Raw genomic sequence first — 26,224 nt, forward strand, 5'->3', positions numbered from 1 at the left:
AACTTTTCGAAGAATTGTGCCCCCATGACCGACCATCACCCCAAGGACGCGCAACCGGCGCAGGCCCGGCAGCCCGAGGACGAAGGCCCGCCCACCGCGGCCGCGCCGGTCGGGGAGTCCGCCCTCCCCGGCAAGCGAAAGCCCCCCGTCGCCGCCCTGATTACGGCCATTCTGGCTGTCGCCGCGGTTCTTCTGATCCTGTTCGCCTGGAAGCTGCCGCCGTTCACGTCCTCGATCGAGCGGACCGAGAACGCCAATGTCCGGGGTCAGATCACCGTGATTTCGCCCCAGCTGAACGGTTACATCGCAGAGGTCCTGGTGGCGGATTTCCAGCCTGTGGCCGCAGGAACGCCGCTGTTTCGCATCGACGACCGGATCTATCGGCAACGTCTGGAGCAGGCTCGGGCCACATTGGCGGCGCGCGAGGCGGATCTGGCCAATTCGGCCCAGACCGGGGCCTCACGCAGGGCGACGGTAGGCGCGCGCGACGCTGATATCGCTTCCGCCGAGGCCCAGTTGACCCGGGCTCGAGCCGACATGGTCAGGGTCGCTGACCTCGCGGCCGACGGCTCGGTATCCCTGCGCGAACGCGATCAGGCCGAAGCGACTCTGAAATCCGCCCAGGCGGCCGTGCGCCAGGCCCAGGCCGGTCGCGAGGTCGCGCTGCAGGACGAACGGTCTGTCGGGGTGTCGCGTCACGGCCTGGTTGCGGCCGTCGAGGGTGCTGAGGCTGCGGTGCGCCTGGCCGAGATCGATCTGGCCAATACCGTTATCACGGCGCCCGAAGCTGGCCGTGTCGGCCAGGTGGGGGCCCGCCGCGGCCAGTATGTGACGGCCGGCAGTCAGCTTGTCTCCCTTGTCCCGCCTCAGCTTTGGGTGATCGCGAACTTCAAGGAACGGCAGGCTGGGCGGATGGTCGAGGGTCAGGCGGCGACCGTCACCATCGACGCCCTGGGCGACAAGCAATTCCGCGGCAGGATCCAGCAGATTTCTCCAGCGACCGGTTCCGAATTCGCCGTGCTCCCGGCGCAGAATGCGACCGGCAATTTCACCAAGGTGGCCCAGCGACTCCCGGTCCGGATCGCTCTGGATCCAGGACAGGAGGGGCTCCAGCGCCTGCGCCCCGGCATGTCGGTCGTCGCCCGCGTGGACACGGCCGGCGCCGGGGACGCGCAATGATGCGCGGCCTCCTGATCGTCGGCGCGTCGGCCCTGGTGATGTCCGGATGCGCCACGGTGGGGCCGACCCAAGCACCCGTCGAGACCGCCGTCGCCGCCCCAGAACGCTGGCGCGCTGAAACGCAGGCAGGCACTGCGGTCGAGGCGGGCTGGTGGAGCGCCTTTGGCGACGCCGCGCTCACCGCCGCCGTGGAAGAGGCGCTGGCGCGCAATACCGATATCGCCGTCGCCGAGAGTCGGGTCCGCGAGGCCGAGGCTTCCGCCGCCCAGTCGCGCTCGGCCTTGTCGCCGTCGCTGACCGGCTCGGTCGCGGCCCAGGAGGCGCGTGAGTTGAACGCTTTCGGCCAGGCCGCCGAAGCCGCGCTCGCCCAACCCCAGCTCCAGGTCGCCTATGAGATCGACCTGTGGGGGCGCCTGCGCAGCGCCGACGCCGCCGCCCGCGCCTCCCTGCAGGCCAGCCGCTTCAGCCGCGACGCGGCGGCCCTGTCCGTAGCGGGCGCCACCGCCCGCGCCTATGTAGCCCTCGCGGCGCTGGACGCCCAGCTCGAGGTCGCCAGCCGCACCCTGGTTTCGCGCGAGGATGCGGTCACGCTGGCCTGGCGGCGAGCGGAGGCCGGCCAGACCTCGCGCCTGGAACTGACCCAGGCCGAAGCCGAATTTCAGGCCGCCGCACAGCGGATCCCGGCCCTGGAACTGGCGATTCGTCGTCAGGAGAATGCTCTCAGGCTGCTGACAGGCGCCCTCCCCGGCCCGGTTGCGAGGGGCAGATTCGATGCTCTCATCCTGCCCGACCCGGGACCGGGACTGCCTTCGACCCTGCTGGCCCGACGGCCCGATATCGCCCAGGCTGAAGCCCAACTGGTCGCCGCTGACGCCAGCTTTGCGTCTTCGCGGGCCGCCCTGCTGCCCCAGGTGCGGCTGAGCGCTTCGCTGGCCGAACTGTTCGTCGAAGGGCTGGACCCCGTCACGATCTGGAGCGCGGGCGGCAGCGTCCTTGCGCCCCTGTTCGACGGCGGTCGCCTGACCGCCCAGGCCGACGCATCCGAAGCCCGGCGCGACCAGGCCGCCCTCGCCTATCGGCGGGTGGTCCTCGGAGCCTTTTCCGAGGTGGAGAACGCCATGGAGGGCGTGGACCGTCTCCAGGCCCAGGCGGACCGCGCCGAAGCGCAGCGCCTGGCGCTGAATGAGGCGGTCTTTCACGCCCGCAATCGCTATCGCGCCGGCTACACCTCCTATCTTGAGGAACTTGACGCGCAGCGGGGCCTGTTGACGGCTGAAACAGCGCTCATTCAACTGCGTGAAATGCAGATGACCAACGCCATCGCCCTCTATCAGGCGTTGGGTGGCGGCTGGCCCCCCCCTGCGCCCTGGAACCTTCCATGACCAGGGGCCTGCTTCCCAGGCCCCGCGGCAGACGGGTCGGTCGCGCCGGGACGTTGAGGATTCTGATCACGCGGGGTCGTGTTCGCCATCCTGGGCCCGACCATCCTGCGAGGCTCCCGACCCCGGTCGCCACGTCTCTGCGCAGTGAAGGAGCGACGCCATGTCCATGATCCGGACCACGGTCTGTATTCTTGTCGCCGCGACCCTGGCGCTCGCGGGGTGCGCGAGCGGAGCCCGCAGCGATTTCGGCCTGGGCTTTCGCGAAACCGCCATCCCTGTGGGTTTTCCGGGTGTCCGCTTTTCAGTCGAGGACGCGCTTGCGGCCGAAGTCATGGGGCTGCAGCTGAGTGAGGGCGCGCCTCACGGGGCGGATGGGCGGTTCGACCTGATCGCTCTCTCCGGCGGCGGCGCCGCGGGCGCCTATACGGCCGGTCTCGTTAACGGCTGGACCGAACGGGGCGACCGGCCTGACTTCGAAGTGGTGACGGGCGTTTCGACCGGCGCGCTCGCCGCTCCGTTCGTCTTTCTGGGTCCTGACCGGGATGCCGAGTTACGGGAAGCCTATACCGGCGGCCTGGCCGCGAATCTGCTCCAGGGACGAGGCCTCGGCGCCTTCGTCGGATCCGGAATTTATCAAAGCGCGCCCCTTCGCGCCCTGATCGAGACCTATGTCGATGCGGCCATGCTGACGGAGATCGCGGCCGAGCATCGCCGCGGGCGCGTCCTGCTGGTCGCGACCACCGATCTGGACGCCCAACGCGGCGTGGTCTGGAACATGGGCGCGATCGCGGAGCGTGGCGGCCCTGAAGCGCTGGCGCTGTTTCGCGACATTTTGACAGCGTCCGCCAGTATTCCGGGAGCCTTCCCGCCGGTGATGATAAAGGCCCGGGCCTCCGACGCCCTGGACTCACCGGCTTTCGAGGAGATGCACGTCGACGGCGGCGTCATGAATCCCTTTGTCGCCGTTCCGCAGATGATGTGGAACTGGACGGATCCGAACGGGGTCCTGCGTGGCGCCCGCATCCACATCATAGTCAACGGCAAGGCCGAGCCCGTCGTAAACGTCACGAGCGACGCCGTGGGCAGCGTGCTGGGACGAACGATCGACACGGCGCTCAAGGCCAACCTGCGCGCCAACCTGTTCGCCAACCGCACCTTCGCCGCGCGCAACGGCGTCAGCTTCTCGGTCACCACGATACCCGCGGAGTTCGACGGCGGCGACAGTCTCGACTTCAGCCCGGAAGCGATGCAGCGGGTATACGACCTGGGTCGGGTACGGGCCCTGTCCGGCGAGGCGTGGCGCACGGAACTCAATCTGGCTGCGGATTGACGACATTCGATCGGTTGAAACGCTGAGGCGGCCGCCCGCTCGCCGCTTTCCGCCTGTTCGCTGCTGCGGTTGATCCGGTCGACCCGTTGTTTGGGCAAGACGCAACCTGTCCACACACGCGAGCGGCGCTGAAAGCCGACCGTGTATTGCAGCCGCCCGCGCCGCCTTTCAGACGCCCCGGGCAGCCTGCCGGTGGAAGGAGCCCAAGGGCGTGCAGAGATAGCTGAGTACGAGGTGGACGAGCCGATCCTCAAGCGCGGGGCTGTCCAGCAGCTCGGGCTGCAGGATCATCGTCGAGCGCAACACGCCGAGCAGCGCCTGGCTCAGCACCGTCATCGACAGCGCATCGACGCGGTGATCCGGGGGCGCGGATTCGTTCCACATAGCGGTGACGTCATGCAGTATCCCGGCGAAGCGCGCATCTGGCTTTCCGGTAGAGACCACGGCGAGCAGTTTGAGCAGCACGATCCGCCTGGACCGGCGGCGGCGCGCGAAGAAGTCGATGAGCGCCCGAACGAAATGGCGCGCCCGCGATTCGAGCGACGCCATGGAGTCCTTCACGGCGACCGCGTGCAGTTCCCCATGCAACCGTCCGACCTCGCGGTCCGAGAGGGCGTTCAGGATCGCGTCCTTGTCCGCGAAATACTGATAGAGCGTCCCGATCGAAACGCCGGCGCGTTCGGCGATATGGTTTGTCGTAAACCGCGCCTCTCCGTGCGTCCTTAAAATCTGAGCCGCGGCGTCGAGGATCGCATCCCAAGTCTGCATCGCTCGGGTTTGGCGCGGCGTTCGCCTTTCTGAATCAATGTCTTTGTTCACCATGACTGACCTCCCCCATGGCCGCGCGGAAGCGAGTAGATTATGTGAGCATAGCTCATATTATCGCGACGCCCCCCTGGACAGCGTGAAAGCCAACGCCTCCGGATGCCTCGTACTGGCGTAGTGAGTGTCCGAATGGCCGACGACCCGCCTCTGCCCGATCTCACTCTGCGGCGTCCCCTGCCCGCCCCTCGGAGCCTCTGGCGGACCCTGCGGTGGCCGGCGACGGCGGTCGTCATCCTGGCGCTGGTGATCCTTGGATGGCGATACGGCTGGCCGCATCCAGTCGAGACCTGGACGATGCGGACTGCACCCCTCGACCAAACCGTTGGCGGGCCGGCCTCGCTCGACGCGACCCGTCGGGCCAAGCTGAGTTCGCGCGTGTCCGGCCGCGTGACGGAAATCCTCGTCGACCGCAACGACGTCCTGTCGGCGGGTCAGATCGTCGCCCGGGTGGAACAGGAGGACCTTCGCAGCACCGTGACGGTCTCGCAGGCCAATCTCCAGGCTGCGTTGCGCACGGTCAATGAGGCCGAGGCCAATCTGACCAGCGGCCGGGCAACGCTCGCCAATGCGCAATCGGCCTTTGACCGGCAGGCGGGGCTACGCGCCGACGGTTGGGTATCGCGTGCGAGTTTCGAGCAGTCGCAAGCCTGCTGCGCGAGAGCGACGCGCGCGTCGCCGCGCTGAAGCAGTCGGTCGAGCGGGCCCGGGCACAGGCGGACGCCGCTTCAGCGAGTGTGCGACAGGCACAGGCGCAGCTTGGGTTCGCGACCGTGCGCGCCCCGTTCGCCGGCGTGGTCGCGGCGCGCAACAGGAATGTTGGGGACGTGTTGACCCCCGGGAGTCCGATCGTGGAGATCGTCGACCCGCGAAGCATCGTCTTCACCGTGCGGATCGACGAAAGCGTGATCGGCCGCATCCATCCCCGCCAACCCGCAGCGATCCGCTTCGGCGCCCACCCCGAGCGACCGCTCGCAGCGCGCGTGCTGCGGCTCGGCCGCGAGGTCGATCCCGAGACACGCGAGTTCACGGCCGACGTCATTCCCGAGCGGCTGCCAGCCTACTGGGCGCTCGACCAGCGCGCCGAGGTCGAGATCGTTGTGGGCGCGAACCCACGGGCCCTTATCCTGCCCGCATCCTTCATCGTCCGTCGCAACGGTCAGGCCGGGGTCTGGATCGCGCGGAGGGGTCGAGCCCACTGGCGCGATATCGCGCTCGCCGACGCCGGTGTAGATCGCGTCGAGGTTCTCGAGGGACTTTCCCAGGGCGACGTCGTGCTGGCTCCGACGGGGATCTATGCGCTCATGGCTGTATCGAAGGCGGCGCCATGAACCTTGCGATCAAGGACATCCGCTTCAACTTCATGCGGTTCGCGCTTACCGCGCTCGGGATCGGATTCCTGTTGCTCGGCGCGATCGGCGCGATCGGCCTGTACCGCGGGATCGTGTCCGACGCGCTGCTGGTCATCGACCGCATCGGCGCGGACCTGTGGGTCGTGCAGGGCGAGCGCGTAGGACCGTTCTCGGAGGGCTCGGCGATACCGGCGACGATGGACCGGCGCATGGAGGGGGTCGCAGGCGTCGCGGAGGTCCGCCGGTTCGTACAGTTCAGCCACCAGTTCGAGCATGGTGAGCGGACGCGGCGCGCGACCATTACCGGGCTCGACTATCCAAAGGACCTGGGCGCCTGGTTTGAGCTGAGCGATGGCCGCCGTCTTGTGACCGGTCATTTCGAAGCGATCGCCGACGCCAGCATCGGGCTGCCGCTCGGCGCCACCATCCGGCTCGCCCAAGATGACTATCGCGTCGTCGGCTTGACCCAGGGGCTGGTCGATCCTGCCGGGGATGGCCTTCTGATCGGCGCGCGCAATCGCGTGATCGTTGCAATGATCGCCGAGCAGGCGGTCCTGATCGGGCTGGCGGGATTCCTGCTTGCACTTCTTCTCGCCCAGCTGGTCTTTCCGCATTTCCCCCGCCGGATCGCGATCCTTCCGACGGATCTCGCGATGCTCTTCGCAATCCTGTTCGCGATTTGCGGCATGGCGAGCGCCTTCGGCATCTCCCAGGCGCTCAGGGTTCGCGCCCAGGAGTGCTCGCATGACCGCCCCACCCCTGCTTCGCGTGCGTGACGCCGCGCGCTACTATCCCAGCGGCGACACCGTCGTTCGGGCGCTAGACGGCGTCTCGCTGGAGGCCCGAGCCGGCGAACTCGTCGGCATCTCCGGGCCGAGCGGCTCGGGCAAGAGCACGCTGCTTCTGATCTGCGGCCTGCTCGAGCCGCCGAGCCGTGGCGAGATCCACATCCGCGGCGAGCTGGTCTCGAACGCATCGGCCGATCTCGACCGGCTACGCGGGTTTCGCCGGGACCATATCGGCTTCGTGTTCCAGAAGGCGAACCTCATTCCCTTCCTCACCGCCGCCGAGAACGTCGCCATCGCGCTCGAGATCGCCGACATCGCGCCTGCGGCCGCGCACGGCTACGCCGTGGAATTGCTTCGGACGCTCGGCCTGGGCCATCGTCTCGACAACCGCCCGGCCAAACTCTCGGGCGGCGAACAACAGCGCGTGGCCATCGCCCGCGCGCTCGCCAATGACCCGTCTTTGATCCTGGCCGACGAACCGACCGCCGCACTGGACAGCGTGCGCGGGCGCCAGGTGATGGAACTGTTTCGCCGCATCGCCGTGGAGCGCAACGCGTGCGTCATGGTCGTGACCCACGATCCCCGCTCGCTGGATCTGTTCGATCGGGTCCTTGAGCTTTCGGACGGACGAATCGTCTCTGAAACTACCGCGAGGAGCCGGCACCGACCCGAGGCGATCACCGAATAGTCTTCCCTTGCAGACTTTGACGGCGGCCGACGCCGGGGTTCGCGCAGGAGCCCCGTTCGTCGAGTGACTCAGGGCTTTTCAGTCATGGCGCCGACCAGATCGGTCAAAGTCGTGCGGAGCCTTTCCAGATCCGTGACGGGCATGGCCAGCTTATCGGCGAGCGCCCTCGGCACGCTCTTTGCCCGAGCCCTGAGCGCCTCGCCCGGCTTCGTCAGGGTCACCAGCACCCGCCGTTCGTCCGAGGCGTCGCGGTGACGGGCGATCAGGCCCGCGGCTTCCATCCGCTTCAGCAGCGGCGTCAATGTCCCGGTTTCCAGGTGAAGCTGCTCTCCGACTTCACCGACGGTGCAGGGGGATTTCTCCCACAGCACCATCATGACGAGATACTGTGGATAGGTGAGTCCGAGCGCGTCGAGGAGCGGCCGGTAAAGCCGGGTGATGAGGTTCGAGGCCGCGTAGAGCGGAAAGCAGACCTGCCTGTCGAGCCTCAACACATCGTCTTCGGTCATGCTCTCTCCTCCGCGCCCATCAGTGGGTCGTGACGGTGATGTCGACGTCGATGTTCCCTTTGATCGCGTTCGAGTAAGGGCAGGCGGAATGCGCGGCCTGGACGATCTCTTCAGCGGTCGCTTGGTCCAGACCGCCAATATCGACGGCCATGGCGACGGTGAGGACGAAGCCGCCAGCGCCGTTGGGTTGCATGCCCACGGTCGCCTCGACGACTATGTCCTTATCGCCAACCCGGGCGTTCCTGCTGCGTGAAACGTGGATGACCGCATTTTCAAAGCAGGCGGCATAGCCCGCCGCGAAAAGCTGCTCGGGATTGGTCGCGCCGCCCTTGCCGCCCAGCGCTGTCGGCAAGGCCAGCTGAACGTCGAGCAGACCATCGTCGGTCCGAACTGAGCCGTGACGGCCGCCAACCGCGACGGCCTTGGTGCTGTAGAGGGTGGTCATGGAATTTCTCCTTGGCGCCGGGGCGATGGGCCCGGAACGAAACGGGCGCCAGCCAGTCTTGGAGTTATTAGATTGTGCACGATATTACGGCAAGCAATATATTATTCTCATCGTGGCGGAACTATAAGGCGTCCCACGAAAGCGAAGCCATTCCTGCCGCGCCAGCTCACCACAGCCATGGAGGAGACGTCCGCCCAAGGCTGCGAGCCGCGGACGTTCGTTGAACTCATCCCTCGCCAGCTTTATGCGGCATGACGTCGACGAAAGGGGCAGCGCCGCTCGGACGGCCGACCGAGCCAGCCGGGTTCGGTTTTTCCCATACCTGAGATAAGCTGATCGGCGAGCCGGGCTCCGTAGTTCGCCTGGCCGGTTCTGGAATACGCAATGCGTCGGTTTCTACAGACTCTTCCCCTCCAGGGGCCGTCCCATACTCTCGAGCGGACCGAAGTCGGCTACGCGCTTGTTCGGCGACCGACGGGCGACGTGGACGAGTTTAACCAGCTGGCCCGACAGGCCATAGATCTCGCCGGGGAAGAATTCGTTGCTCTGCCTCGAACGGACGGACATGCTGGCTATGATCAGGTGATTATCATTCCATTTGAATAGGCGTTCGAATTCGGGGTTCCGTCGCCGCCTCCCGGAAGCGCCTGGCTGCATGGCGCTTGAGTCCGCGGAAGGCCGCTATCGGCGGATGTCGGATCTCGTTGACGCCCACCGGGGGGCCTGCCAGTCCGTCGCGAGCCGCCCGACGGGTCTTCATCAAGCCGCGGCGGGCGCCATTTCCCCGCATTGACCCGGGGCGACCTCAGTACGGACAGACAGCAGTCGGACCCATGGCTGAGACCTTCGGCGTTCGTCGAGCGAGCAACGGCGCCAGCCACGGCCGACGCGATCCATTCCGTACGGCGTAGCGAACGACGGCCAGGGCGTCCACAACCGGCATCTGGCGCAGGTAGCGACGCCCTGCCTGGTGATCCCGCCGGGCCGCTCCTTCCCTCCGCTGAAGTTCTGCTTGGGAACGAGGCCGATCCAGGCCGCGGGGTTGCGGCCGGTCTTGACGACCTTCGGTTCAACGATCGTGCCGACCGGGGCGCTGGCCCGCAGCGGACCAACGCCTGGGATCTGCCTCAGCCGACGGCCGACCTCGGTCGAACGCGCGTCGGTTCGGATCAATCGATCGGTTTCGAGTATCTGCTCGTTCTCCGCTGCAGCTGTGCGGCCAGCATGGCGAGACGTCGGCGCCGTGCACCTGGAACACCGAGGAGCGGACATCGGGCGCCGCCCAGAACCCATTATCCACTTACTGCCACGGCGGAGGGGGTCAGGCTCGAGGGGGCGCCATAGCTGGCGAGCGAGGGTCATGCCTGGTGGCGGCCTCCGATGCCCGCGGCGCGCGCCGCTCCGCTGACATCCACCTGATCAAGTCAAGGCCGCCACCACGGCTGCATACCTCCGCCGTTCAAATGGCGGCGTTCGTGGAGAGGACAGGCCGGCCAGAAGGGGCGTCAGCCGACGAACCGTCCCGGCGTCCCGCTCCGCCAAGGCCACCTCGGCCAGAGCCAGATCCAGCATCACGCCCCAGGAGGCGTCGCCGACCAACGCCCCGACCTTGGCCCGGTCCACCTGTCCAAGCAGCTGCTTCGCCTCGTCATACCGGCCGTCGAGAACGAGGCATTCGCCGAGGTAAAACCGGATCACGTGGGTCAGGTCGTAATCTTCGCCGAACCCCTCGCGGACGGTGCGGTAGGCCTGGTCGAGATGGCGCAGGCCCTGCCGTCGGTCGCCCGCCCGGCAGAGGACGGCGCCGAGATCGTTGAGCCCGCCGAGGGTCTGGTGCGCGCCGGGGCCCTGGCTGGCCTCGCTCCCCTTCCAGACCGCCTCGGCGGCTCCGACCGCCTCGGCGTAGCGGCCGAGGGCGGTCAGGGCCTCGTAGCGGGTCGACTGAAGCGCCAGGGTGTAGCGGTTGGTCTCGCCGAACCGCTCAATCATGACTGGCAGCAACGCGTCGGCTTCGGCCAGGCTCCTGTCCACGTCACCGGTCATCAGTCGGGCCTGGATCAGGTTCTGGCGGGCGATCAGGGTTCCGGACTGGCCGGGCCCCAGGGTCCGTTCCCGGTCCGCGACCACCGCCTCCAGCGCCGGAAGGGCTTCTCCAGGACGGCCCAGCCGCATCAGAACCACCGCCTGCTGCTGGCGGACAAGCAGCACGTCGCGCTCCGACAGCCCCTCGGGCCGTGTCCCGGCGATGGCGAGCGCGCGCGAAAAGGCGGCGTTCGCGGCGTCCAGGTCCCCGAAAAAGCCGATTACCGCCTCGGCCTGGGCGACATGAAAGCCCAACATCCCTCTGTCGGCGGCCGGGCCCAGGCGACGGCGCTCGGCGGCGAGCAGGGTCCTGGCCGCGTCCAGACCGCCGGGCTGAGCGGACATGGCCTCCGCCCGGGCATGAAGCAGGCGGCCACGCGCGGCGGCCGACGAGTTCTGCAGCCCGGCGCGGCGCCAGGCGGCGTCCGCCAGACCGAACGACCGGCGTCCCTCGTCATACTGACCGCGCTGGACGAAGGCGGTGGCCAGGGACAGGTGCAGGCCGGCCGCGATCTCCGGCTGACGGGCGAAGCGCGCGTCGACGGTCGAGCGAGCGCGCAGGGCGGCCGTCGCCAAGGTCTCCTCGGCGGCTGACAAAGCCGCCGACGGAAATCACGGCCTCGACCCGACGGCCTGACGCCGTCCTCTGCATGTGGACGACGCAATCCACGGCCTCCGATCATCCGCTGCGGGACCTGGCTCGTCACCTCCCCGATCAGGTCCTCCAGGCGACGCAGGGCCTCTTGGGCGGAGTTGGCGTGGATCGTAGACAGCCCGCCGGGATGTCCGGTGTTCCAGCTCTTCAGGGTCTCCAGAGCGGCCGCCCCGTCGCGCATCTCGCCGATGACGATCCGGTCCGGCCGCATGCGCAGGGCGTCGCGCACCAGGTCCGCCACGCCGATAACCGTCGGCTGTCGTCGGGTCATGACGGACACCTGGTCCCAGGCCGAACACTGGAGTTCGGGCGTATCTTCAATGAGGAAGACCCGGTCGTCGGCGAAGGCCGGTTCAGCCAGGACAGCGTTCGCCAGCGTCGTCTTTCCGGAACCCGTTCCACCTGAAATCAAGATGTTGTGACGTTCTGATGCAGCAATACGCAAGGCGTTCGCCTGCCCGTCGGTCATCATGCCGCCGCGCACATAGTCCTCCAGTCCCCAGATCACGGCGGGGCGCTTGCGGATGGAAAAGGCAGGACCGACGGAGACCGGAGGCAGCACCCCCTGGAACCGCTCCCCCGTCCCCGGCAGGACGCCGGACAGCCGGGGATTCTCCCGCGTCACCGTCTCGCCGACGTAGTCGGCGATCAGCCGGATCGCCCGATCCCTCGCCTCGGTCGAAAGGACACAGCCCGTGTCGCTTCGTCCCGCGCCCACCCTGTCGAGGATCAGCCGCCCGTCCGGATTGGCCATGATCTCGACCACAGCCGGTTCCTCAAGAGCGGCGAGCACGGTCGCACCCAGGGCATGGCGCAGCGCCTCCAACTTACGCTCGGCTATGATCGGATGGGGCGCCACCTAGTTGGCCGCGGCGAAAGACGCAGGTTCGGCGGCAAGGGCGGCCTGCTCCCCATCCCGGCGACCCGAGACGATCCGGGCGGCGGTCGCGTCAAGCAGGCGCTCGATGCGCCGCTCCACCGCCGCCTGCACCGTCGGATCCTCGTCCACCACGGCGTCTGGCAGGCGCAGGAAGAAGGCCTTGGCCACCTCGATCAGCAGTTCCTGGACGATCTGCATGTCCCGGCCGGTCGACCGCATGTGATCACGCAATGATCGTTCGAGGTTTAGCAGCCGGTCGTCAGGGTCAGCCCGAGGGCTCTTGACCAACCCCCGGACGATAGCCTGGCCCGCCGCCTGGCTCAGGGCGATACGGCCCGCCCGTGCCTCCCTGTTGAGGCTCGACACCACCTTAGGATCGTTGATGTAGACCTGCACGCGCGTCGCGGGCGCATCCCTTCTAGCCATCGGCTCGTCCTTGCAGTTGATCCAGGACCGCCTGCTGGGCCGCCATCTCCTGGGCCACCCGCCCGTAGATGTCGGCGGCGCGCGAGGCGGCCTTCCTGTCGTCCATGGCCCCCGCGACCTCCTTGAACAGGGGCAGACTGGCCCCGGCGTCCCGGCCGAGACTGCGCCGTCCGAGCCAAGGATGTGGCTGCCGGCCCGGCGCATCCATGCCCAGCGCCTGGTCCGGCGGCGGCGCTCCCGCGCGGCTGCGAAACGGCTCGCGCCGATCATAGAGAAGCTTCTCGGTCCGAAGCGGTCGCTGGCCCGCGACGAAGACCAGTTGCTGGTCGTCCGGCAGGGCGCGGATTTCACCGGGCTCCAGCAAGGGCCGCTCGACCTCCGACCGCGACACCGAGCTGCGCCCCGCGCCAAACCCTGACGGCCCGCTGCGGCTCGTCCGGGTCTCCGTGACCGAGCCGGTCAGCTTCGACACCTTGTCCTGGGTCAGCGGGTCCAGGGCCGAGAAGGCCGTGTAGACGTGGCAGTTATCGAGGATGGTGTTGTGGGGGCCGTCCGCGCGCCATTCGTTCCGCATCAGGATGTTGCGCCGGTCGAGATAGAGAACGCGGAACTGTTCCCTCGGCGCATGCGCCAGGTCGGCCCGCAGATAGGCCGTCAGGGCGGTCCAGGACGACAGGACCGGCCGCCGGCACGCTTCGGACCGCGCCAGGGCGATCGCCAGGTCACGGGATCTTCCTAGGTTGGCCACGGCGGCCGTCGAAAGGCCCAGGCCGCGGAGCGCGGTCTCGTCGGCGGCGACGGCGCCGGCCAGGCTCCCGAAGGCCTCCAGCAAACGGGCGGCAGCGGCTCGGCCGACGGCCACCGACGAAGCCCGCCCCAGAAGGGCTGCTAGCAGGTCGAGATCGGCGTCGTTCGCCGGATCATGGGACAAGGCCGTCGGATGGACAGCGGAATCGGACAGAGAGGACACGACAGGCTCCTGGCTTGCACGCTCCCGATCGGAGCGCCCCAGTCCGCCCTTCCTTTCCCTTCCGGCCAAGCTTGCTCATAGAGCCTAAACCCGAACGACCTAGCGTCCGGACATGAGACTTAAGTTGCCCCGTTCCCGACCCGCCCGCCGCCTCCTCGTCCTGGCGACGGGCCTCGCCAGCGTCGCCGTCCTGCTCGCCCTGGACGGGCTTCCTGCGGACCTCGCCCTTCTGACCGCGCGACCCGCCGCTTCGGAAGCCGCAGCGCTGACCACGCAGCCGGAAACGGACTTCGAATGCGCCGTGGCCTATGTGAATGACGGCGACACCCTGCGCTGCAAGGACGGGACAAGGGTGAGGCTCCATGCCGTGGCGGCGCGAGAGGCCGACGAAACCTGCTCGCCAGGCCATCCTTGTCCGGCGGCGAGCGGCGCCTCGGCGACCGCCCGACTGAACCAGCTTGTCGAAGGCAAGGTACTTCGTTGCGAACAGACGGGTCGAAGCTTCAACCGCGTCACCGCCGTCTGCTGGACCCCGGCCCACGAGGAGGTCAACTGCGCCATGGTGCGCAGCGGCACGACCCTGGTCTGGGATTCCTTCAACCGCCAACGCCCCCTTTGCCGAGGCCGAGTCGACTGAAGGCGGCGCCATCGACAAGACGTCGTCCCGGCGTCTCCAGCTACCGGGCCAGCGCAGACGGCGCCGCTCCTTGACGCTTCAGTTCACGGCCTTGCCCTCGTCCCGCCTGGAACCGCTCGGCCCCTGAGGACGTCGCGGCTCACCGCGTTTTCGCCGGCGAATCGTCACCCCAGGGCGACGTCCGGCGTGCGGAAAGGCGCAAGGTCTACGCCCCTGAGAGAAGGCTCCGTCATCCAACCCGCCGCTTCGTCGGAGTGGAGCCGCTCGAGCAGGGCCGCGAGTTGCTCGCGCTGGCTTTCCACATCGGCCAGCCTCTCCTCGATGATCCGCCTGAGGCCGCTCGCGCCGCCATCCCGAACGATCCCGGCGATGTCCGCCAGAGGGATGCCGAGGCGTCGCATCCTCACCACCTGCAGGGCCTTGCCCACCGCGGCGGACGAATAGACCCGCTCCTGGCGTCCGCCCCGATGCGGCGTCAGAAGGCCGAACTCCTCATAGTATCTCAAGGCCCGCGCCGTCGTGCCGGCAAGGCTTGCAAGCTCCGTGATCGTAAGCCCGCGGAGGTCTCCCTTCCGCGAGGGGCGGCGCGTCCCGGCCATGAAATCTTCCTGATGCAAGACCGGCCGGCATGCGGCGCGGACAGATTGTAGGTCGCCGGCCTCATCCGTCATCGCCGGAACAGCGCCAAAGATGAAGACGGGCTTGAGGTCTATCTCCAGGCTCCCGCAGCCGCGACCGTGAACGGCTGCTCGCCAACGTCATCGCCAAGGGCGGCGCAGGCCATCGCGACGTCCTTGTCGAGATAGGGTTTGATCCGCTCGAGGAGGTCGGCGGCTTTCGCTCCGCCTTGAAATCTGGACAGGGCGTAGCTGGCGCCGCTGGAGGTCATGACGGCCTGAACCGTCAGGTCCGCATCGAGGCCCCAGCGATCAGCCTGGATCCGAATCTCCGCCGCCAACGACATCTGCGCGGCGAAGAGGAGGTTGTTCAACAGTTTCGCCCGACGCCCGTCGCCCAGCGCCCCCACGTGAAGGATGCATGCGGCATAGGCCTCCAGAACAGGCCTGGCGGCGGCGAGGGCCTGGGCTTCGCCGCCCGCCATGACAGCAATGCGGCCGGCCAGGACGGCGTCCCGATCACCGCTGAAGGCGGCGTCCAGCAGTTTCACGCCAGCAGGCGCATGGGCGGACAATCGCCGGAAGAGATCAGGATCCCCGGTCGTGTGGATCATGACCACGCTGTTCGCCCGCATCGCCGCCAGTGCGCCGTCCAGGATCAAGGCCTGGTGGATCTGGCGATCGTCAAAAAGGCAGACGCCGAGGATATCGACATCGATAGCCGCCTCGGCGCCGGATCCGCACGCGCTCGCCCCAGCGGCTTGAACTTCGTCACCTTCCCCAGGCTTTCGGATGAAAGCTTTCAGGTCATGGCCGGATTGCAGGATCCTCAGCGCCATCGGGACGCCGATCTGCCCCAGACCGATCCAGCCGACCTTCATCCCGGGCCTCGTAGGCCGCCGCGCGGAGCCGTCATCTCTATTCCTCCGCGCGCAAGGCCTGGGCCGTGCGCTCATAGGGCTTGAGCCCCGACCAGGTGAGCCACAGGCCGAGCAGGGAGACCGGCGCCCCGACCAGGGCCAGCGCATAGGGCAAGGCGGCGTCGCTCTTGAACACATGGTCGGTGACCAGGGCGATGGACATGGGGCCGAAGCCGATGCCCACCAGACCGCCGAACAGGAGATAGAGCGCCACGGCCTTGCCGCGCATGCGATTGGGCGTGATTTCCTGAACCGCCGTCGGAGCCGCCGCCTGGGCCATGCCGAAGCCGGTGACGACCAGGGTCAACAGGAGGAAGCTCAACCAGGGCGTTCCCACCAGGGACCAGGCGCATACCGTCGGCAGCACCAGCAGCCAGGCCAGCATGGCGACCCGCAGGCGGGCCGCCGGCACGCCCTTCGCCGCCCAGCGATCGCTGATGTAGCCGCTCGCCAGGGTCCCGGCGAGCCCGCCGACGGCCACCAGGACGCCGATGATCAGGCCCGAGGTCTTGGTCGGGATGTCGAAGCGTCGATCGAAGAAGGTCGGGGCCCAGGCCAGGTTGCCGTAACCGATGATGGCGACCACGCCTGGATAGGTCAGCACGCGGCTGTAGGTGGACTTGAAACGCCCCAGATGACGAAGGAACTCCATCCAGGTGCCTTCCGCCTTGCTCTTGCCCGTCGCCTGATCGCGACGAACCGGCTCGCGGATGGTCAGGACGATCAAGGCCAGGATCACCCCTGGAGCGCCCGCGATGAGGAAGGTCATCCGCCATTGCTCCATCTGCCCCACGAACGGCAGGGCCAGGCCGGCTTCGGGCACCAGATGGGCGATAAGGGCTCCGAGGATCAGGGACGCGCCCGAGCCGATGGCCAGGGCGAGATAATAGACGCTGAAGGCCCGTCCCCGCCGATGAGGCGCGACATAGTCGGCGATGATGGAATAGGCGGCGGGGGCCAGCACGGCTTCCCCGATACCGACGCCCATGCGGGCCAGGACCAGATGGTTGTAGTTCTGCGCAAAACCCGAGAGGACCGTCATGACGCTCCAGACGACCATGCCGACGATGATCAGGTTGCGCCGCACGGTCCGGTCGATCAGCCATCCGAACGGAAGGCCGGCGACCGTATAAAAGAGGGCGAAGGCATAGCCCTGGAGGAAGCTGAACTGGGTGTCGGAGATGCCGAACTCGGCGCGAATGGGCTTGACCAGGAGCGCCGGAAGCTGTCGGTCCAGCTGCGACAGCAGGGTGGCGACGAACAGGACCCCGATCACATACCAGGCATATTTGAGCGGCGGATACGGCGGCTCGACGCCGGACCGCTCGCCTGGCTTGTGTGTGGTCCCGACCATCAATCTCTCCCTCGTCTCTTGTCCGGTCGATCCCGGCTGACAGCGCCTTGTCCTGCAGCAGGCGGCGCGTTTCTTTCCTGGCCGCCAGCGTCCGCAGCAGCGGACAGAATACCTGCGTCGTCACAGGGGCTGTCAAGAAGTGTTTTGATATCGGAATATTGTTCGCACAACAGAATACGTCCAAACTCCGCCAGGCGAGGTGGGTCCGTCCCTGAAGCGCTGACAGCCCTGATCCCTAGCGGACCATGAGCATGCCGCCGTCGACGGCGATCACCTGGCCGTTGATGAAGCGGGCGCCGTCTGAGGCCAGGAAGGCGAGCACGGGCACGAAGTCGCGCTCGACGTCGCCCAGCCGCCCCCCGAGCGGGATGGTCTGCGCCTTGACGGCGTCGTGGGCCGCCAACTGGTCCTCGTCCATCGCAGCGCGGGTCTGGTCGTACATCGGGGTCCAGATGGCCGGCGCCACGGCGTTGGCGCTGACGCCCTCCCTCCCCCACTCGACGGCGATGGTTCGCGTCCAGGCCAGGACGGCGCCCTTGGCCGCCGCATAGGCCGCCTTGCCGGGATGCCCCTTCACGCCGGCGGCGGACGCGAAGTTGAGGATCGTCCCGCCTTGCGCTCTCAGATGCGGGTAGGCGGCGCGATTGGTCAGGAAGGCGCCGGTCGCATTAACCGCCATGACATGGCTCCAGAGATCCAGCGAGGTCTCGGCGGCCGCAGCGAAGGGCGCGACGCCGGCGGCATGGATCAGGACGTCCAGTCCGCCCAGAACCCTGACGGCGGCCTCCACGGCCTCGATCACCGAAGCTTCCGAGGCCACGTCGACCTGAAAGAAGGCCGCAGCCCCGGCTTCATCGACGATCCGCGCGCCTTCAGCCGACTGGAGATCCAACGACGCCACCCGCGCGCCCATGGCGGGAAAGGCGCGAACCATGGCCGCCCCCATGCCGCTGGCGCCGCCGGTGATGATGATGCGGCGTCCGTCCAGCGATGCCGACATGGCCATGCTCCCCGCGAAGGCCGGCCCTGCGGTCGGCCGATGCTAAAAAAGAGGGGCGCGGTCGGATAGAACCGCGCCCCGAGGATAGAGGGCTGGAACCCCCAGACGTACGCTCGCCTCAGAAGGCGTAGGACACCGACATCCCGTAGGTGCGCGGGCTGCCGACGACGATGCTGTTGAAGTTCCCCCCCGCGAACGAGCCCGACCTAGCGGCGAAATACTCGTCCGTCAGGTTCTTGCCGTAGAGGGCGACCGTGATCGGCCGGGCGTCGAAGGTCCACGACACCTGGGCGTTGAGCAGGCCATAGGCGTCCTGGCGGATCGACTTCCGCTGGAACTCCGAAAGGTCCACCGGTCCAGCTGCGGTGATCGTCACCGTGTTCAGGAAGTAGACGTCCGAACGCCAGTTGTAGTCGAGATGCAGGTCAAGACGTCCGGCGTTGAACTGGACGGGATAGTCGGCGCTGACCGACCAGGTCGTCTTGGCCACCGTCGGCACCTCGCTGCCCTTGTAGGGGCCGTCGGTGAACTTGGGCTCGATCAGGCCGAGCGACCCGTGCAGGCGCAGGTCGCCCAGCAGGGCCGTGGCTTCAAACTCCGCGCCGTAGATTTCCGCGGTGCCCGAGTTGAGCACGGCGATGACGATCGGCGACGTCTGCAGGATGGCGTTCTGCTGGATGTCGTCGAAGGTGGAGAAGAAGCTGCTGGCGGAAAACCGCAGCCGGTTCTCGAACAGGGCCAGCTTCGCGCCGATCTCGTAGCTGCCGACGCTTTCCTCGTTGAAGGGCGTGAAGAAGGCCGCCGTCGTGCCGCTGGCCTGCTGGAAGCCGCCGGTGCGGAAACCCTTGGAGTATTTGGCGTACAGCAGGCCGTCGCCGGGAAGCCGGTAGTCCAGGCCGACGGTGAAGGGCACGGTCTCGAAGCTGATGTCGTCCGGCGTATAGAGGCAGCTCCCTGGCGCTTCGTTCAGGCCCATGGCCGTGAACGGACAGGGCGCCGGCGTGATCGCCGAAGCCGGCGGTTCGGCGTTGGTCGGATAGCCCGTCACGACATAGCGCGCAGGCGTGTAGGTCATGCCGCGGGTGTCCTTGACGGCGCGGACGCCGGCCGTGAAGCGCAGGCTCGGGAGGATCTCGTAGCTCGCCTGGGCGAAGACGCTGACCGACTTGTTGTCGGGCCGGATCGTATTGTCCTGGATGGCGGCGGGGATGCGCGTCAGGGGCGTGTTGCGCACCTGTTCGTGGAAGTAATAGGCGCCCACCGTCCAGTTCAGACGATCAGACAGGCTTGCGCCCGAGAGCTGCAGCTCCTGGGAGACCTGTTCGCCGTCGAGGACGAACTCGCGGGTGTCCGCCGTCGGCAGGGGCGTGCCGTCCAGGTCGGTCGCGCCTTCGAAATAGACGTTGCGATAGGCGGAGATCGACTTCAGCACGCCGAACGGCAGCTCGGCCGTGATGGTCCCGTTGAAGTCATAGACCCTGGAGTCATTGACCGGATTGATGCCGGCCTGGCTGATCCGCGACCCGGGCGCGGCCACATAGGGGGCGTACATGGCCGGGCTCAGGCCGGCCTGATAGGAGTTCAGCACCCACAGAGGCTGGTGGTTGGAGCCCCAGTAGTGGTCGAAGCTCAGGTCCACCCGCAGCTCGGGGGCGATGTCGGCCCGCACCGAGGCGCGAACGAAGTCGTCGTTCTGGTCGGCGACGTCGCTGCCCAGCGTCGGATTGCGGCCGTAGCCGGAATGCTCGACATGGCCGTAGACCAGGCGGGCCGCCAGCTTGTCTTCGACGAGCGGCAGGTTGACGATGGCCGTGGCGCTCAAGGCGTCGTAGTTGCCGTAGCCGACCTTCAGCGAGCCCCCGAACTCATAGTTCGGCTTGTTCGTGGTGATGTTCAGCGCGCCGCCGATCGTATTGCGTCCGAACAGGGTCCCCTGGGGGCCGCGCAAGACCTCGGCCGAGGCGACATCCACCAGGGCGAAATTACTGCCTTCGGGACGAGCGTAATAAAGACCGTCGACATAGGTGCCGACCGCCTGGTCGACGTTGGGGAGGACGCCGCCCGGCGCGACGCCGCGGATCGCCAGGATCAGGTCGTTGTTGCCGTAGGGGGTCGCCGTAAAGGTGATGGACGGCGCATTCTCGGTCAGGGCGCGCACGTCGGTGATCTGCCGACGCTCCAGCTCCCGAACGCCGAAGGCGGTCACGGCGACCGGCACGTCCTGCAGACGCTGCTCGCGCCGTTGGGCGGTCACGATCACATCCTCAAGACCCGTCGGTCCGCTCGCAGGCGCCGCAGGCTCGGGCGTCGCGCCCGTCGTCTGGGCCAGGGCGGCGGAGGGCAGAACCAGCACGGATGCGCTAGCGCAAAGCAGGGCTTTCCAATGAACAGCGGTCAACGACACTCTCCCTAATGTCCGGCACGAGGGGTGAGACCCGCCATGCCCGCGACCTTTGCCGCGAGGTCGCCTCGCCGACACGGCCGCTTGTCGTCTCCCACTCGGTTATGGACTTCGCCGAGTCAACAAATTTTCTCATACCGAAATATCATTCTGAATCTAGTCCGATCCCTGAAGTCTGTCCTGAGGCGTTCGACGCCGGCCGGACCGGAACCGACGCCGAAAACCCCGGCGCGCCGCCCTGGACGGCGTCGCCCGGGCTCCGGAGCGCATCGGGGCGTCGCCCCTCTCCGGCCGCCTTGAGGCCCGGCGAGGTCGAGACGGTTCGCGAGTTGTCCAAAATTCTCTGGTCAGAACCACATTCTCGGATGTATGGATTTGGGGCTTCCCAGGGAAGCGGGCCAACATCCCGGAATCACCAGTGAATCTCCTCGATCAGTTCGGCGCGCCAGCGCTCCCTTCCGGCCTAGAGTCGCTGCGAGACCAGGTACGCGCCTTCCTGGCGCAGCGGCTGGCCGATTATCCCGCAGAAAAACGCGCCCTCTCCTGGATGGGCTTCGATCCCGAATTCAGCCGGGCCCTGGCCAGGCAGGGCTGGGTAGGCCTGACCCTGCCGAAACAATATGGGGGTCACGACGCGACGTCGTTCGAGCGGTTTGTCGTCAGCGAAGAGCTGCTGGCCGCCGGGGCGCCGGTTTCCGCGCACTGGATCGCGGATCGTCAAAGCGCGCCCCTGATCCTGCGTCATGGCGCCGAGAGCCAGAAGCAGCGCTATCTTCCAGCTATCGCCGCCGGCGAGATGTATTTCTGCATCGGCATGAGCGAGCCGGATTCCGGTTCGGACCTCGCCTCCGTCCGGACCCGCGCCGACCGTCAGTCGGACGGCCGCTGGCGGCTGAACGGGCGCAAGGTCTGGACCACGAACGCCGATCGGTGCCACGCCATGATCGCCCTGGTCCGCACGGATCCGGCCAGCGAACGACACGCCGGCCTGTCCCAGGTGATCGTGGACCTCGGCCTGCCCGGCGTGACCATCCGTCCCATCCGCGACATTTCCGGCCATGAGCATTTCAACGAGGTCACCTTTGACGACGTGATCCTGGAGGCCGACGCCCTGGTGGGAACCGCAGGCGAAGGCTGGGCGCAGGCGACCTCGGAGCTGGCCTTCGAACGCAGCGGCCCCGAACGATTCCTGAGCGCCCTGACGCTGTTCCGTTGCCTGACGGAGGCGGTCGGCCGCAACCCCGACGCCCGCCAGGCGGTGGAGATCGGCCGCCTGGGCGCCTGGCTGGTCGCCCTGCGCGCCATGTCCATCTCCGTCACCGGACAACTGGCCGGCGGACAGGATCCGGTCTGGGCCGCGTCCTGCGTCAAGGACCTGGGCACAGGATACGAGCAGGACACCGTGGAGACGGCGATACGTCTGATCGATTCCCTGCCCGAGACCGATCAGGCGCAAACCACGCGCCGGGTCCTGGCCGTCACCCAGGGCATGGCGCCGTCCTTTTCATTGCGGGGCGGCACCCGCGAAATCCTGCGCGGCATTCTCGCGCGCGGCCTGGGAGTCCGCTGATGCGCGCCATGTTCCAGGAGAGCGTCGAGCGCCTGTTCGCGGACGCGGTCGACGCCGAGACCCTGCGCCTCGCCGAGACCGGCGCCTGGTCCGAAAGCCTGTGGGCGCAGATGGAGGCGCTAGGCCTCCCCCTGGCCGCCGTTTCCGAGGACCTGGGAGGAATCGGCGCAAGCTGGACCGACCTCTTTCCCGTCATCCGGGCCTGCGGCGCCAGCGCCGCCCCCGCCCCTCTGCCGGAAACCCTCGTCGCCAACGCCCTTCTGTCCGCCTGCGGAATCGCCCCGCCGGAAACCGGCGTGATCGTCTTCGCGGCCGGCGACGCCGCCTCGGCGCTGCGCGGCCTGCCCTGGGGCCGCCAGGCGCGCTGGCTGGTCCTGCATGATACGGCGCGCGGACGCCTGGGCCTGCACGACATGGCGGGCGCGAACATCGTGCACGACGTGAACGTCGCAGGCGAGCCGCGCGACACGGTCGTCCTCGCGGCCGGCTCCCTGGTCTCGGACGCCGCCTTTGACGGACCGCCCGACACGGTACGCCTGTGCGGCGCCCTGATCCGCTCCGCCCAGATGGCCGGCGCCCTCGGGCGGCTGACCGAAATGAGCGCCCAATACGCCAACGAACGGGTCCAGTTCGGCCGCCCGATCGGCAAGTTCCAGGCGGTCCAGCAACAGCTCGCCCTGCTTGCGACACAGGCGGCTGCCGCCGGCGCCGTCGCTGAGGCCGCCTTCATGCAGGCCCGGCGGACGCCGCATTTCGCGACGACGGCCTCGGCCAAGGCCGTGGCCGGCGAAGCGGCCGGCCGGGGCGCGGCCATCGCCCATGCCGTTCACGGAGCCCTGGGCTTCACCCACGAGCACAGCCTGCACTTCCTGACGCGACGCCTCTGGGCCTGGCGGACGGAGTACGGATCAGACGCGCGATGGTCCGAACGGCTCGGACGCCTCATCGCCGACGCCGGCGAGGACGGCCTGTGGCCCTTCATCACCGAAACTCTCAAGGAGCGCCCTCAGCCATGAGCGACTTTCTTCTGAAATCTCGCGACGGCCCCGTGGCCGTCTGGACCCTGAACCGACCGGAGCAGCGCAACGCCTTCAGCCGCCCCGAGGACATGTACGCCTTCGAGGAAGCCTGCGAGGAAGTCCGCGCCGATCCCTCCATCCGCGTCGTGGTCCTGACCGGGGCCGGTTCGGCCTTCTGCGCGGGCGGCGACGTCAAGGCCATGCGGGACCGCACCGGCATCTTCGAAGGCTCGCCCTACCAGCTGCGCAATCGCTATCGCGACGGCATCCAGCGGATTCCCACGGCCCTCTACGAGCTGGAGACGCCGATCGTGGCCGCCGTCAACGGGCCGGCGATCGGCGCGGGCCTGGACCTGGCCTGCATGTGCGACATCCGGATCGCTTCGGAGACGGCCACGTTTGCGGAAAGCTTCGTCAAGCTGGGCATCGTCCCGGGCGACGGCGGCGCCTGGCTGCTTCCGCGCATCGTGGGCATGCCGCGCGCCAGCCACATGGCCCTGACGGGCGACGCCCTGGACGCCAAGACCGCGCTGGACTGGACCCTGGTCACGCAGTTGACGGCGCCGGACGCGCTGATGGAGACGGCAATGGCCCTGGCGCACCGCATCGCCGGCAATCCCGGCCACGCCCTTCGCCTCACCAAGCGGCTGCTTCGCGAGGGGCAACACATGCGGCTGGGCGCCCTGCTGGAATTGTCCGCTGCCTATCAGGCGCTGGCGCACCATACCTCCGATCATGCAGAAGCCGTGGCGGCCATGCTTGAAAAGCGCCCCGCGCGCTTCACTGACAGCTAGACGGAGTTCACCATGCGCAAGGTCTTCCGCGAGGACCACGAGATGTTCCGCGATCAGGTCCGACGCTTCGTCGAGACCGAGATCGCGCCGCATCACGCCCAATGGGAACGGGACGGGATCGTGCCCAAATCCCTCTGGCTCCGGGCTGGAGAGGAAGGCCTTCTCTGCGTGACGGCGCCGGAGGCCTTCGGCGGGGCCGGCGGCGACTTCGGCCACAGCGCCGTGCTGATCGAGGAGCTGGCGCGGGTCAATGCGACCGCTGTGGGCTTCACGACCCATTCCGACATCGCGGTCCCCTATCTGGTGAACTACGGCTCCGAGGACCAGAAGGCGCGCTGGCTGCCCAGGCTGATCAGCGGCGAACTCATCGCCGTCATCGCCATGTCGGAGCCGCAGATCGGCAGCGATCTGCGGGGCATGCGGACCAAGGCGCGCCTCGAGGGCGACCATTACATCTTGTCCGGCCAGAAGACCTTCATCACCAACGGCATAAACAGCGGCCTCGCCATCGTCGCCGCCAAGGTGGAGGGACAGGCCAATCCCAAGGACATCACCCTCTTCTGCGTCGAGGAGGGTACGCCGGGCTTCACCAAGGGCGCCAAGTTCGAGAAGATCGGCCTGCGCGGCCAGGACACCTCCGAACTCTTCTTCTCCGACGTGCGGGTGCCCGTGGAGAACCGCCTAGGCGAGGAAGGTCAGGGCTTCGCCTGTCTGATGACGGAGCTGGCGAAGGAGCGCCTGGTCATCGCCATCCGGGCGGCCGCTTCGCTTGAAGCCATGCTGGACAAGACGATCGCCTATACCCGCGAGCGCATCGTGTTCGGAAAGCCTCTGCTGGAGTTCCAGAACACCCGCTTCAAACTGGCCGACGTGAAGGCGCGGACGACCATGCTGCGGGTCTTCGTCGACGACTGCCTGCAGAAGCTTCTGGACGGCGAGCTGACGCCCGAGACCGCCGCCATGGCCAAGCTGACCGGGGCCGAGCTTCACGGCCAGCTTCTGGACGAACTGCTGCAACTGCACGGCGGCTACGGCTACATGAGCGAATACGACGTCGGTCGCGCCTGGGTCGACGCCCGGGTCGCGCGCATCTACGCCGGCACGTCCGAGATCATGAAGGAAATCATCGCCCGCACCCTTTGAACGCGGTCGTCGGAGTTGGATCATGGACCTTGGCCTCCAGGGTAAACGCGCCTTCGTCAGCGCCTCTTCCACGGGACTGGGCAAGGCCTGCGCCCTGTCGCTGGCGCGCGAGGGGGCCGAGGTCTGGCTCAACGGGCGCGACGAAGAGCGGCTGGCCCGCGCGGCGGACGAGGTCGAGTCCGCCGTCGGCCGCCGCCCGCAGACGGTGGTCGGAGACATCGACGCCGCCGAAGGCCGCGCTGCGGCGCTTGCGGCCTGCCCTGCCCCGGACATCCTGGTCTGCAACAGCGGGGGGCCCAAGCCTGGCCGCATGGATCAGTGGGATGAAGCCGTCTGGAACGAAGCCGTCACGGCCAAGATGGTCTCCCCGATCCTGCTGATCCAGAGCGTGGTCGGCGGGATGCGCGCCCGAGGATCGGGGCGGATCATCGTCATCACCTCCGCCATGGTGAAGACGCCGCAACTGGCGATGGCCTTGTCCACCGGACCGCGCGCGGGCCTGACGGCCTTCTGCAAGGCGCTGGCCCGAGAGGTCGCCGCCGACGGCGTCACGGTGAACTGCCTTCTCCCCGAGAAGATCGACACGGATCGCCTTGAGCGGATGACCCGGTCGCTGGCGCGCCTGCGCCAGATCGACGAGATCGTCGCTCGCGCGGAAATGGCCAGCACGGTCCCCGCCGGACGTTTTGGCCGGCCTGAAGAGGTCGGGGACGCCTGCGCCTTCCTCTGCTCGTCACGGGCGGGCTACATCACCGGCCAGAACCTCCAGCTCGACGGCGGCGCCTACGCCGGCCTCGTCTAGACGCCCGCTCCCCGCTCGACGTTCTCGTCCCTGACACGCGCCCGGCGCCGCCCGATCCTTCACCGTCAAAGGCCGCTAGGCGAGCGCCTGCATGGGAACGCCGTGCGGCTGCTGGGCCGCGCCGCGCGCTGGATCGATGAGGCCCGGTCATAGAAAACGCCCGCCGGAAGGTTCCGGCGGGCGTTTCCCAGGTCGCTCCGGGGAGAGAGCGCGCCTGGAGCCTGATCGGTCGAGGAGGAATCGCTTCGCGCTTCCGCCGAGGCCGTGAATCAGGCTCCAGGATTGATGCTGGAGCGAATATCTGGGTTCAGATGCAATCCCATCTGAACCGATTTCGCTCTAGCGACGGCCCGAGACCGTCGATTCCGCCGAAGCGTTCTCGAACATGCGGTTGATGTCGCCCGAGGTCACCGGCTTGCCGGCTTCACGCTGCGGCGCGGCCCCGCCGAGCCCCAGCAG

At 67.8% G+C, this 26,224-nt stretch carries 25 protein-coding genes and 1 pseudogene; 13 read left to right on the forward strand and 13 right to left on the reverse strand.

The features are described from left to right. The first annotated feature begins 24 nt into the window (after positions 1-24). The 3 genes from HX774_RS11100 to HX774_RS11110 all read left to right on the forward strand — a co-directional run bounded on the left by HX774_RS11100 (position 25) and on the right by HX774_RS11110 (position 3,891). Positions 25-1,179: an HlyD family secretion protein gene (locus HX774_RS11100; RefSeq protein ID WP_178826787.1), complete on the forward strand. Its 1,155-nt coding sequence runs from the start codon at positions 25-27 to the stop codon at positions 1,177-1,179. After that, on the forward strand, positions 1,176-2,561 hold the full coding sequence (locus HX774_RS11105) for an efflux transporter outer membrane subunit (RefSeq protein ID WP_178826789.1): 1,386 nt from the start codon (positions 1,176-1,178) through the stop codon (positions 2,559-2,561). The genes HX774_RS11100 and HX774_RS11105 overlap by 4 nt, the downstream gene beginning before the upstream one ends. Before the next feature lie 160 nt (positions 2,562-2,721). Beyond that, positions 2,722-3,891, forward strand: coding sequence for a patatin-like phospholipase family protein (locus tag HX774_RS11110; protein WP_178826791.1), 1,170 nt, complete (start codon positions 2,722-2,724; stop codon positions 3,889-3,891). Between the two features lie 168 nt (positions 3,892-4,059). On the opposite strand, the gene HX774_RS11115 is transcribed toward HX774_RS11110, so the two are convergent. Continuing rightward, on the reverse strand, positions 4,060-4,713 hold the full coding sequence (locus HX774_RS11115) for a TetR/AcrR family transcriptional regulator (protein ID WP_178826793.1): 654 nt from the start codon (positions 4,711-4,713) through the stop codon (positions 4,060-4,062). Between the two features lie 132 nt (positions 4,714-4,845). Between HX774_RS11115 and HX774_RS11120 the strand changes: the two genes are divergently transcribed. Genes HX774_RS11120 through HX774_RS11135 form a run of 4 tightly spaced genes read left to right on the forward strand, consistent with a single transcriptional unit; the run spans position 4,846 to position 7,541 of the window. Next, positions 4,846-5,400 carry an HlyD family secretion protein gene (locus tag HX774_RS11120; RefSeq protein ID WP_178826796.1) on the forward strand — a complete coding sequence of 185 codons (555 nt, stop codon included), beginning with the start codon at positions 4,846-4,848 and terminating at the stop codon, positions 5,398-5,400. Continuing rightward, on the forward strand, positions 5,328-6,044 hold the full coding sequence (locus HX774_RS11125; RefSeq protein ID WP_178826798.1) for an efflux RND transporter periplasmic adaptor subunit: 717 nt from the start codon (positions 5,328-5,330) through the stop codon (positions 6,042-6,044). The genes HX774_RS11120 and HX774_RS11125 overlap by 73 nt, the downstream gene beginning before the upstream one ends. Beyond that, entirely contained in the window at positions 6,041-6,841 is an 801-nt protein-coding gene (locus HX774_RS11130; RefSeq protein ID WP_178826800.1) for an ABC transporter permease, read from the forward strand. Before HX774_RS11125 ends, HX774_RS11130 begins: the two co-directional genes overlap by 4 nt. Beyond that, positions 6,810-7,541: an ABC transporter ATP-binding protein gene (locus HX774_RS11135; RefSeq protein ID WP_178826801.1), complete on the forward strand. Its 732-nt coding sequence runs from the start codon at positions 6,810-6,812 to the stop codon at positions 7,539-7,541. Before HX774_RS11130 ends, HX774_RS11135 begins: the two co-directional genes overlap by 32 nt. A 68-nt stretch (positions 7,542-7,609) precedes the next feature. Here HX774_RS11135 and HX774_RS11140 read toward each other — a convergent pair whose 3' ends face one another. The 7 genes and pseudogenes from HX774_RS11140 to HX774_RS20095 all read right to left on the reverse strand — a co-directional run bounded on the left by HX774_RS11140 (position 7,610) and on the right by HX774_RS20095 (position 13,508). Continuing rightward, positions 7,610-8,050 carry a MarR family winged helix-turn-helix transcriptional regulator gene (locus tag HX774_RS11140; RefSeq protein WP_178826803.1) on the reverse strand — a complete coding sequence of 147 codons (441 nt, stop codon included), beginning with the start codon at positions 8,048-8,050 and terminating at the stop codon, positions 7,610-7,612. A gap of 19 nt (positions 8,051-8,069) precedes the next feature. Beyond that, entirely contained in the window at positions 8,070-8,495 is a 426-nt protein-coding gene (locus HX774_RS11145; RefSeq protein ID WP_008262237.1) for an organic hydroperoxide resistance protein, read from the reverse strand. Positions 8,496-9,254: 759 nt separating this feature from the next. Beyond that, entirely contained in the window at positions 9,255-9,857 is a 603-nt protein-coding gene (locus HX774_RS20410) for a transposase (protein ID WP_370523483.1), read from the reverse strand. A gap of 57 nt (positions 9,858-9,914) precedes the next feature. Next, positions 9,915-11,153: a tetratricopeptide repeat protein gene (locus tag HX774_RS11155; protein WP_218650389.1), complete on the reverse strand. Its 1,239-nt coding sequence runs from the start codon at positions 11,151-11,153 to the stop codon at positions 9,915-9,917. Positions 11,154-11,311: 158 nt separating this feature from the next. Continuing rightward, positions 11,312-12,091 (reverse strand): annotated as a pseudogene (locus HX774_RS20090) (ATPase, T2SS/T4P/T4SS family); the annotation flags it as partial. Beyond that, positions 12,092-12,538 carry a hypothetical protein gene (locus HX774_RS11165; protein WP_178826811.1) on the reverse strand — a complete coding sequence of 149 codons (447 nt, stop codon included), beginning with the start codon at positions 12,536-12,538 and terminating at the stop codon, positions 12,092-12,094. Then, on the reverse strand, positions 12,531-13,508 hold the full coding sequence (locus tag HX774_RS20095) for a type IV secretory system conjugative DNA transfer family protein (protein WP_370523484.1): 978 nt from the start codon (positions 13,506-13,508) through the stop codon (positions 12,531-12,533). The genes HX774_RS11165 and HX774_RS20095 overlap by 8 nt, the downstream gene beginning before the upstream one ends. 124 nt (positions 13,509-13,632) lie before the next feature. Here HX774_RS20095 and HX774_RS11175 point away from each other — a divergent pair, with 124 nt between their 5' ends. Further along, positions 13,633-14,145 (forward strand): thermonuclease family protein, encoded by a 513-nt coding sequence (locus tag HX774_RS11175; protein WP_255500399.1) that lies wholly within the window; start codon positions 13,633-13,635, stop codon positions 14,143-14,145. 164 nt (positions 14,146-14,309) lie between these two features. Here the strand turns inward: HX774_RS11175 and HX774_RS11180 are convergent, their stop codons facing one another. The 5 genes from HX774_RS11180 to HX774_RS11200 form a co-directional block, all read right to left on the reverse strand. Then, positions 14,310-14,744, reverse strand: coding sequence for a MerR family transcriptional regulator (locus tag HX774_RS11180; protein WP_178826813.1), 435 nt, complete (start codon positions 14,742-14,744; stop codon positions 14,310-14,312). 110 nt (positions 14,745-14,854) lie between these two features. Further along, a complete protein-coding gene (locus HX774_RS11185; RefSeq protein ID WP_178826815.1) occupies positions 14,855-15,643 on the reverse strand; it encodes an NAD(P)-dependent oxidoreductase in 789 nt (262 codons plus the stop codon). Positions 15,644-15,680: 37 nt separating this feature from the next. Next, the gene (locus HX774_RS11190; RefSeq protein ID WP_178826817.1) at positions 15,681-17,036 is read right to left on the reverse strand and encodes an MFS transporter; all 1,356 of its coding nucleotides are present in this window, start codon (positions 17,034-17,036) and stop codon (positions 15,681-15,683) included. Between the two features lie 235 nt (positions 17,037-17,271). Next, a complete protein-coding gene (locus tag HX774_RS11195) occupies positions 17,272-18,036 on the reverse strand; it encodes an SDR family NAD(P)-dependent oxidoreductase (RefSeq protein WP_178826819.1) in 765 nt (254 codons plus the stop codon). Between the two features lie 118 nt (positions 18,037-18,154). Beyond that, positions 18,155-20,434, reverse strand: a complete 2,280-nt coding sequence (locus HX774_RS11200) for a TonB-dependent receptor (protein WP_178826821.1) — start codon at positions 20,432-20,434, stop codon at positions 18,155-18,157. A gap of 421 nt (positions 20,435-20,855) precedes the next feature. On the opposite strand from HX774_RS11200, the gene HX774_RS11205 reads away from it, so the two are divergent. The 5 genes from HX774_RS11205 to HX774_RS11225 are packed head-to-tail and all read left to right on the forward strand — an operon-like array spanning position 20,856 to position 25,765. Beyond that, on the forward strand, positions 20,856-22,007 hold the full coding sequence (locus HX774_RS11205) for an acyl-CoA dehydrogenase family protein (RefSeq protein ID WP_178826824.1): 1,152 nt from the start codon (positions 20,856-20,858) through the stop codon (positions 22,005-22,007). After that, complete coding sequence (locus HX774_RS11210; protein WP_178826826.1) at positions 22,007-23,023, forward strand: acyl-CoA dehydrogenase family protein; 1,017 nt, start codon at positions 22,007-22,009, stop codon at positions 23,021-23,023. The genes HX774_RS11205 and HX774_RS11210 overlap by 1 nt, the downstream gene beginning before the upstream one ends. Continuing rightward, positions 23,020-23,820, forward strand: a complete 801-nt coding sequence (locus tag HX774_RS11215; RefSeq protein WP_178826828.1) for a crotonase/enoyl-CoA hydratase family protein — start codon at positions 23,020-23,022, stop codon at positions 23,818-23,820. Before HX774_RS11210 ends, HX774_RS11215 begins: the two co-directional genes overlap by 4 nt. Before the next feature lie 12 nt (positions 23,821-23,832). Further along, complete coding sequence (locus tag HX774_RS11220; protein WP_178826830.1) at positions 23,833-24,963, forward strand: acyl-CoA dehydrogenase family protein; 1,131 nt, start codon at positions 23,833-23,835, stop codon at positions 24,961-24,963. 22 nt (positions 24,964-24,985) lie between these two features. After that, the gene (locus HX774_RS11225; RefSeq protein WP_178826832.1) at positions 24,986-25,765 is read left to right on the forward strand and encodes an SDR family oxidoreductase; all 780 of its coding nucleotides are present in this window, start codon (positions 24,986-24,988) and stop codon (positions 25,763-25,765) included. Positions 25,766-26,224: the final 459 nt, after the last annotated feature.

The organism is Brevundimonas sp. P7753, from assembly GCF_013386595.1.
GTDB classification, from domain to species: Bacteria; Pseudomonadota; Alphaproteobacteria; order Caulobacterales; family Caulobacteraceae; genus Brevundimonas; species Brevundimonas bullata.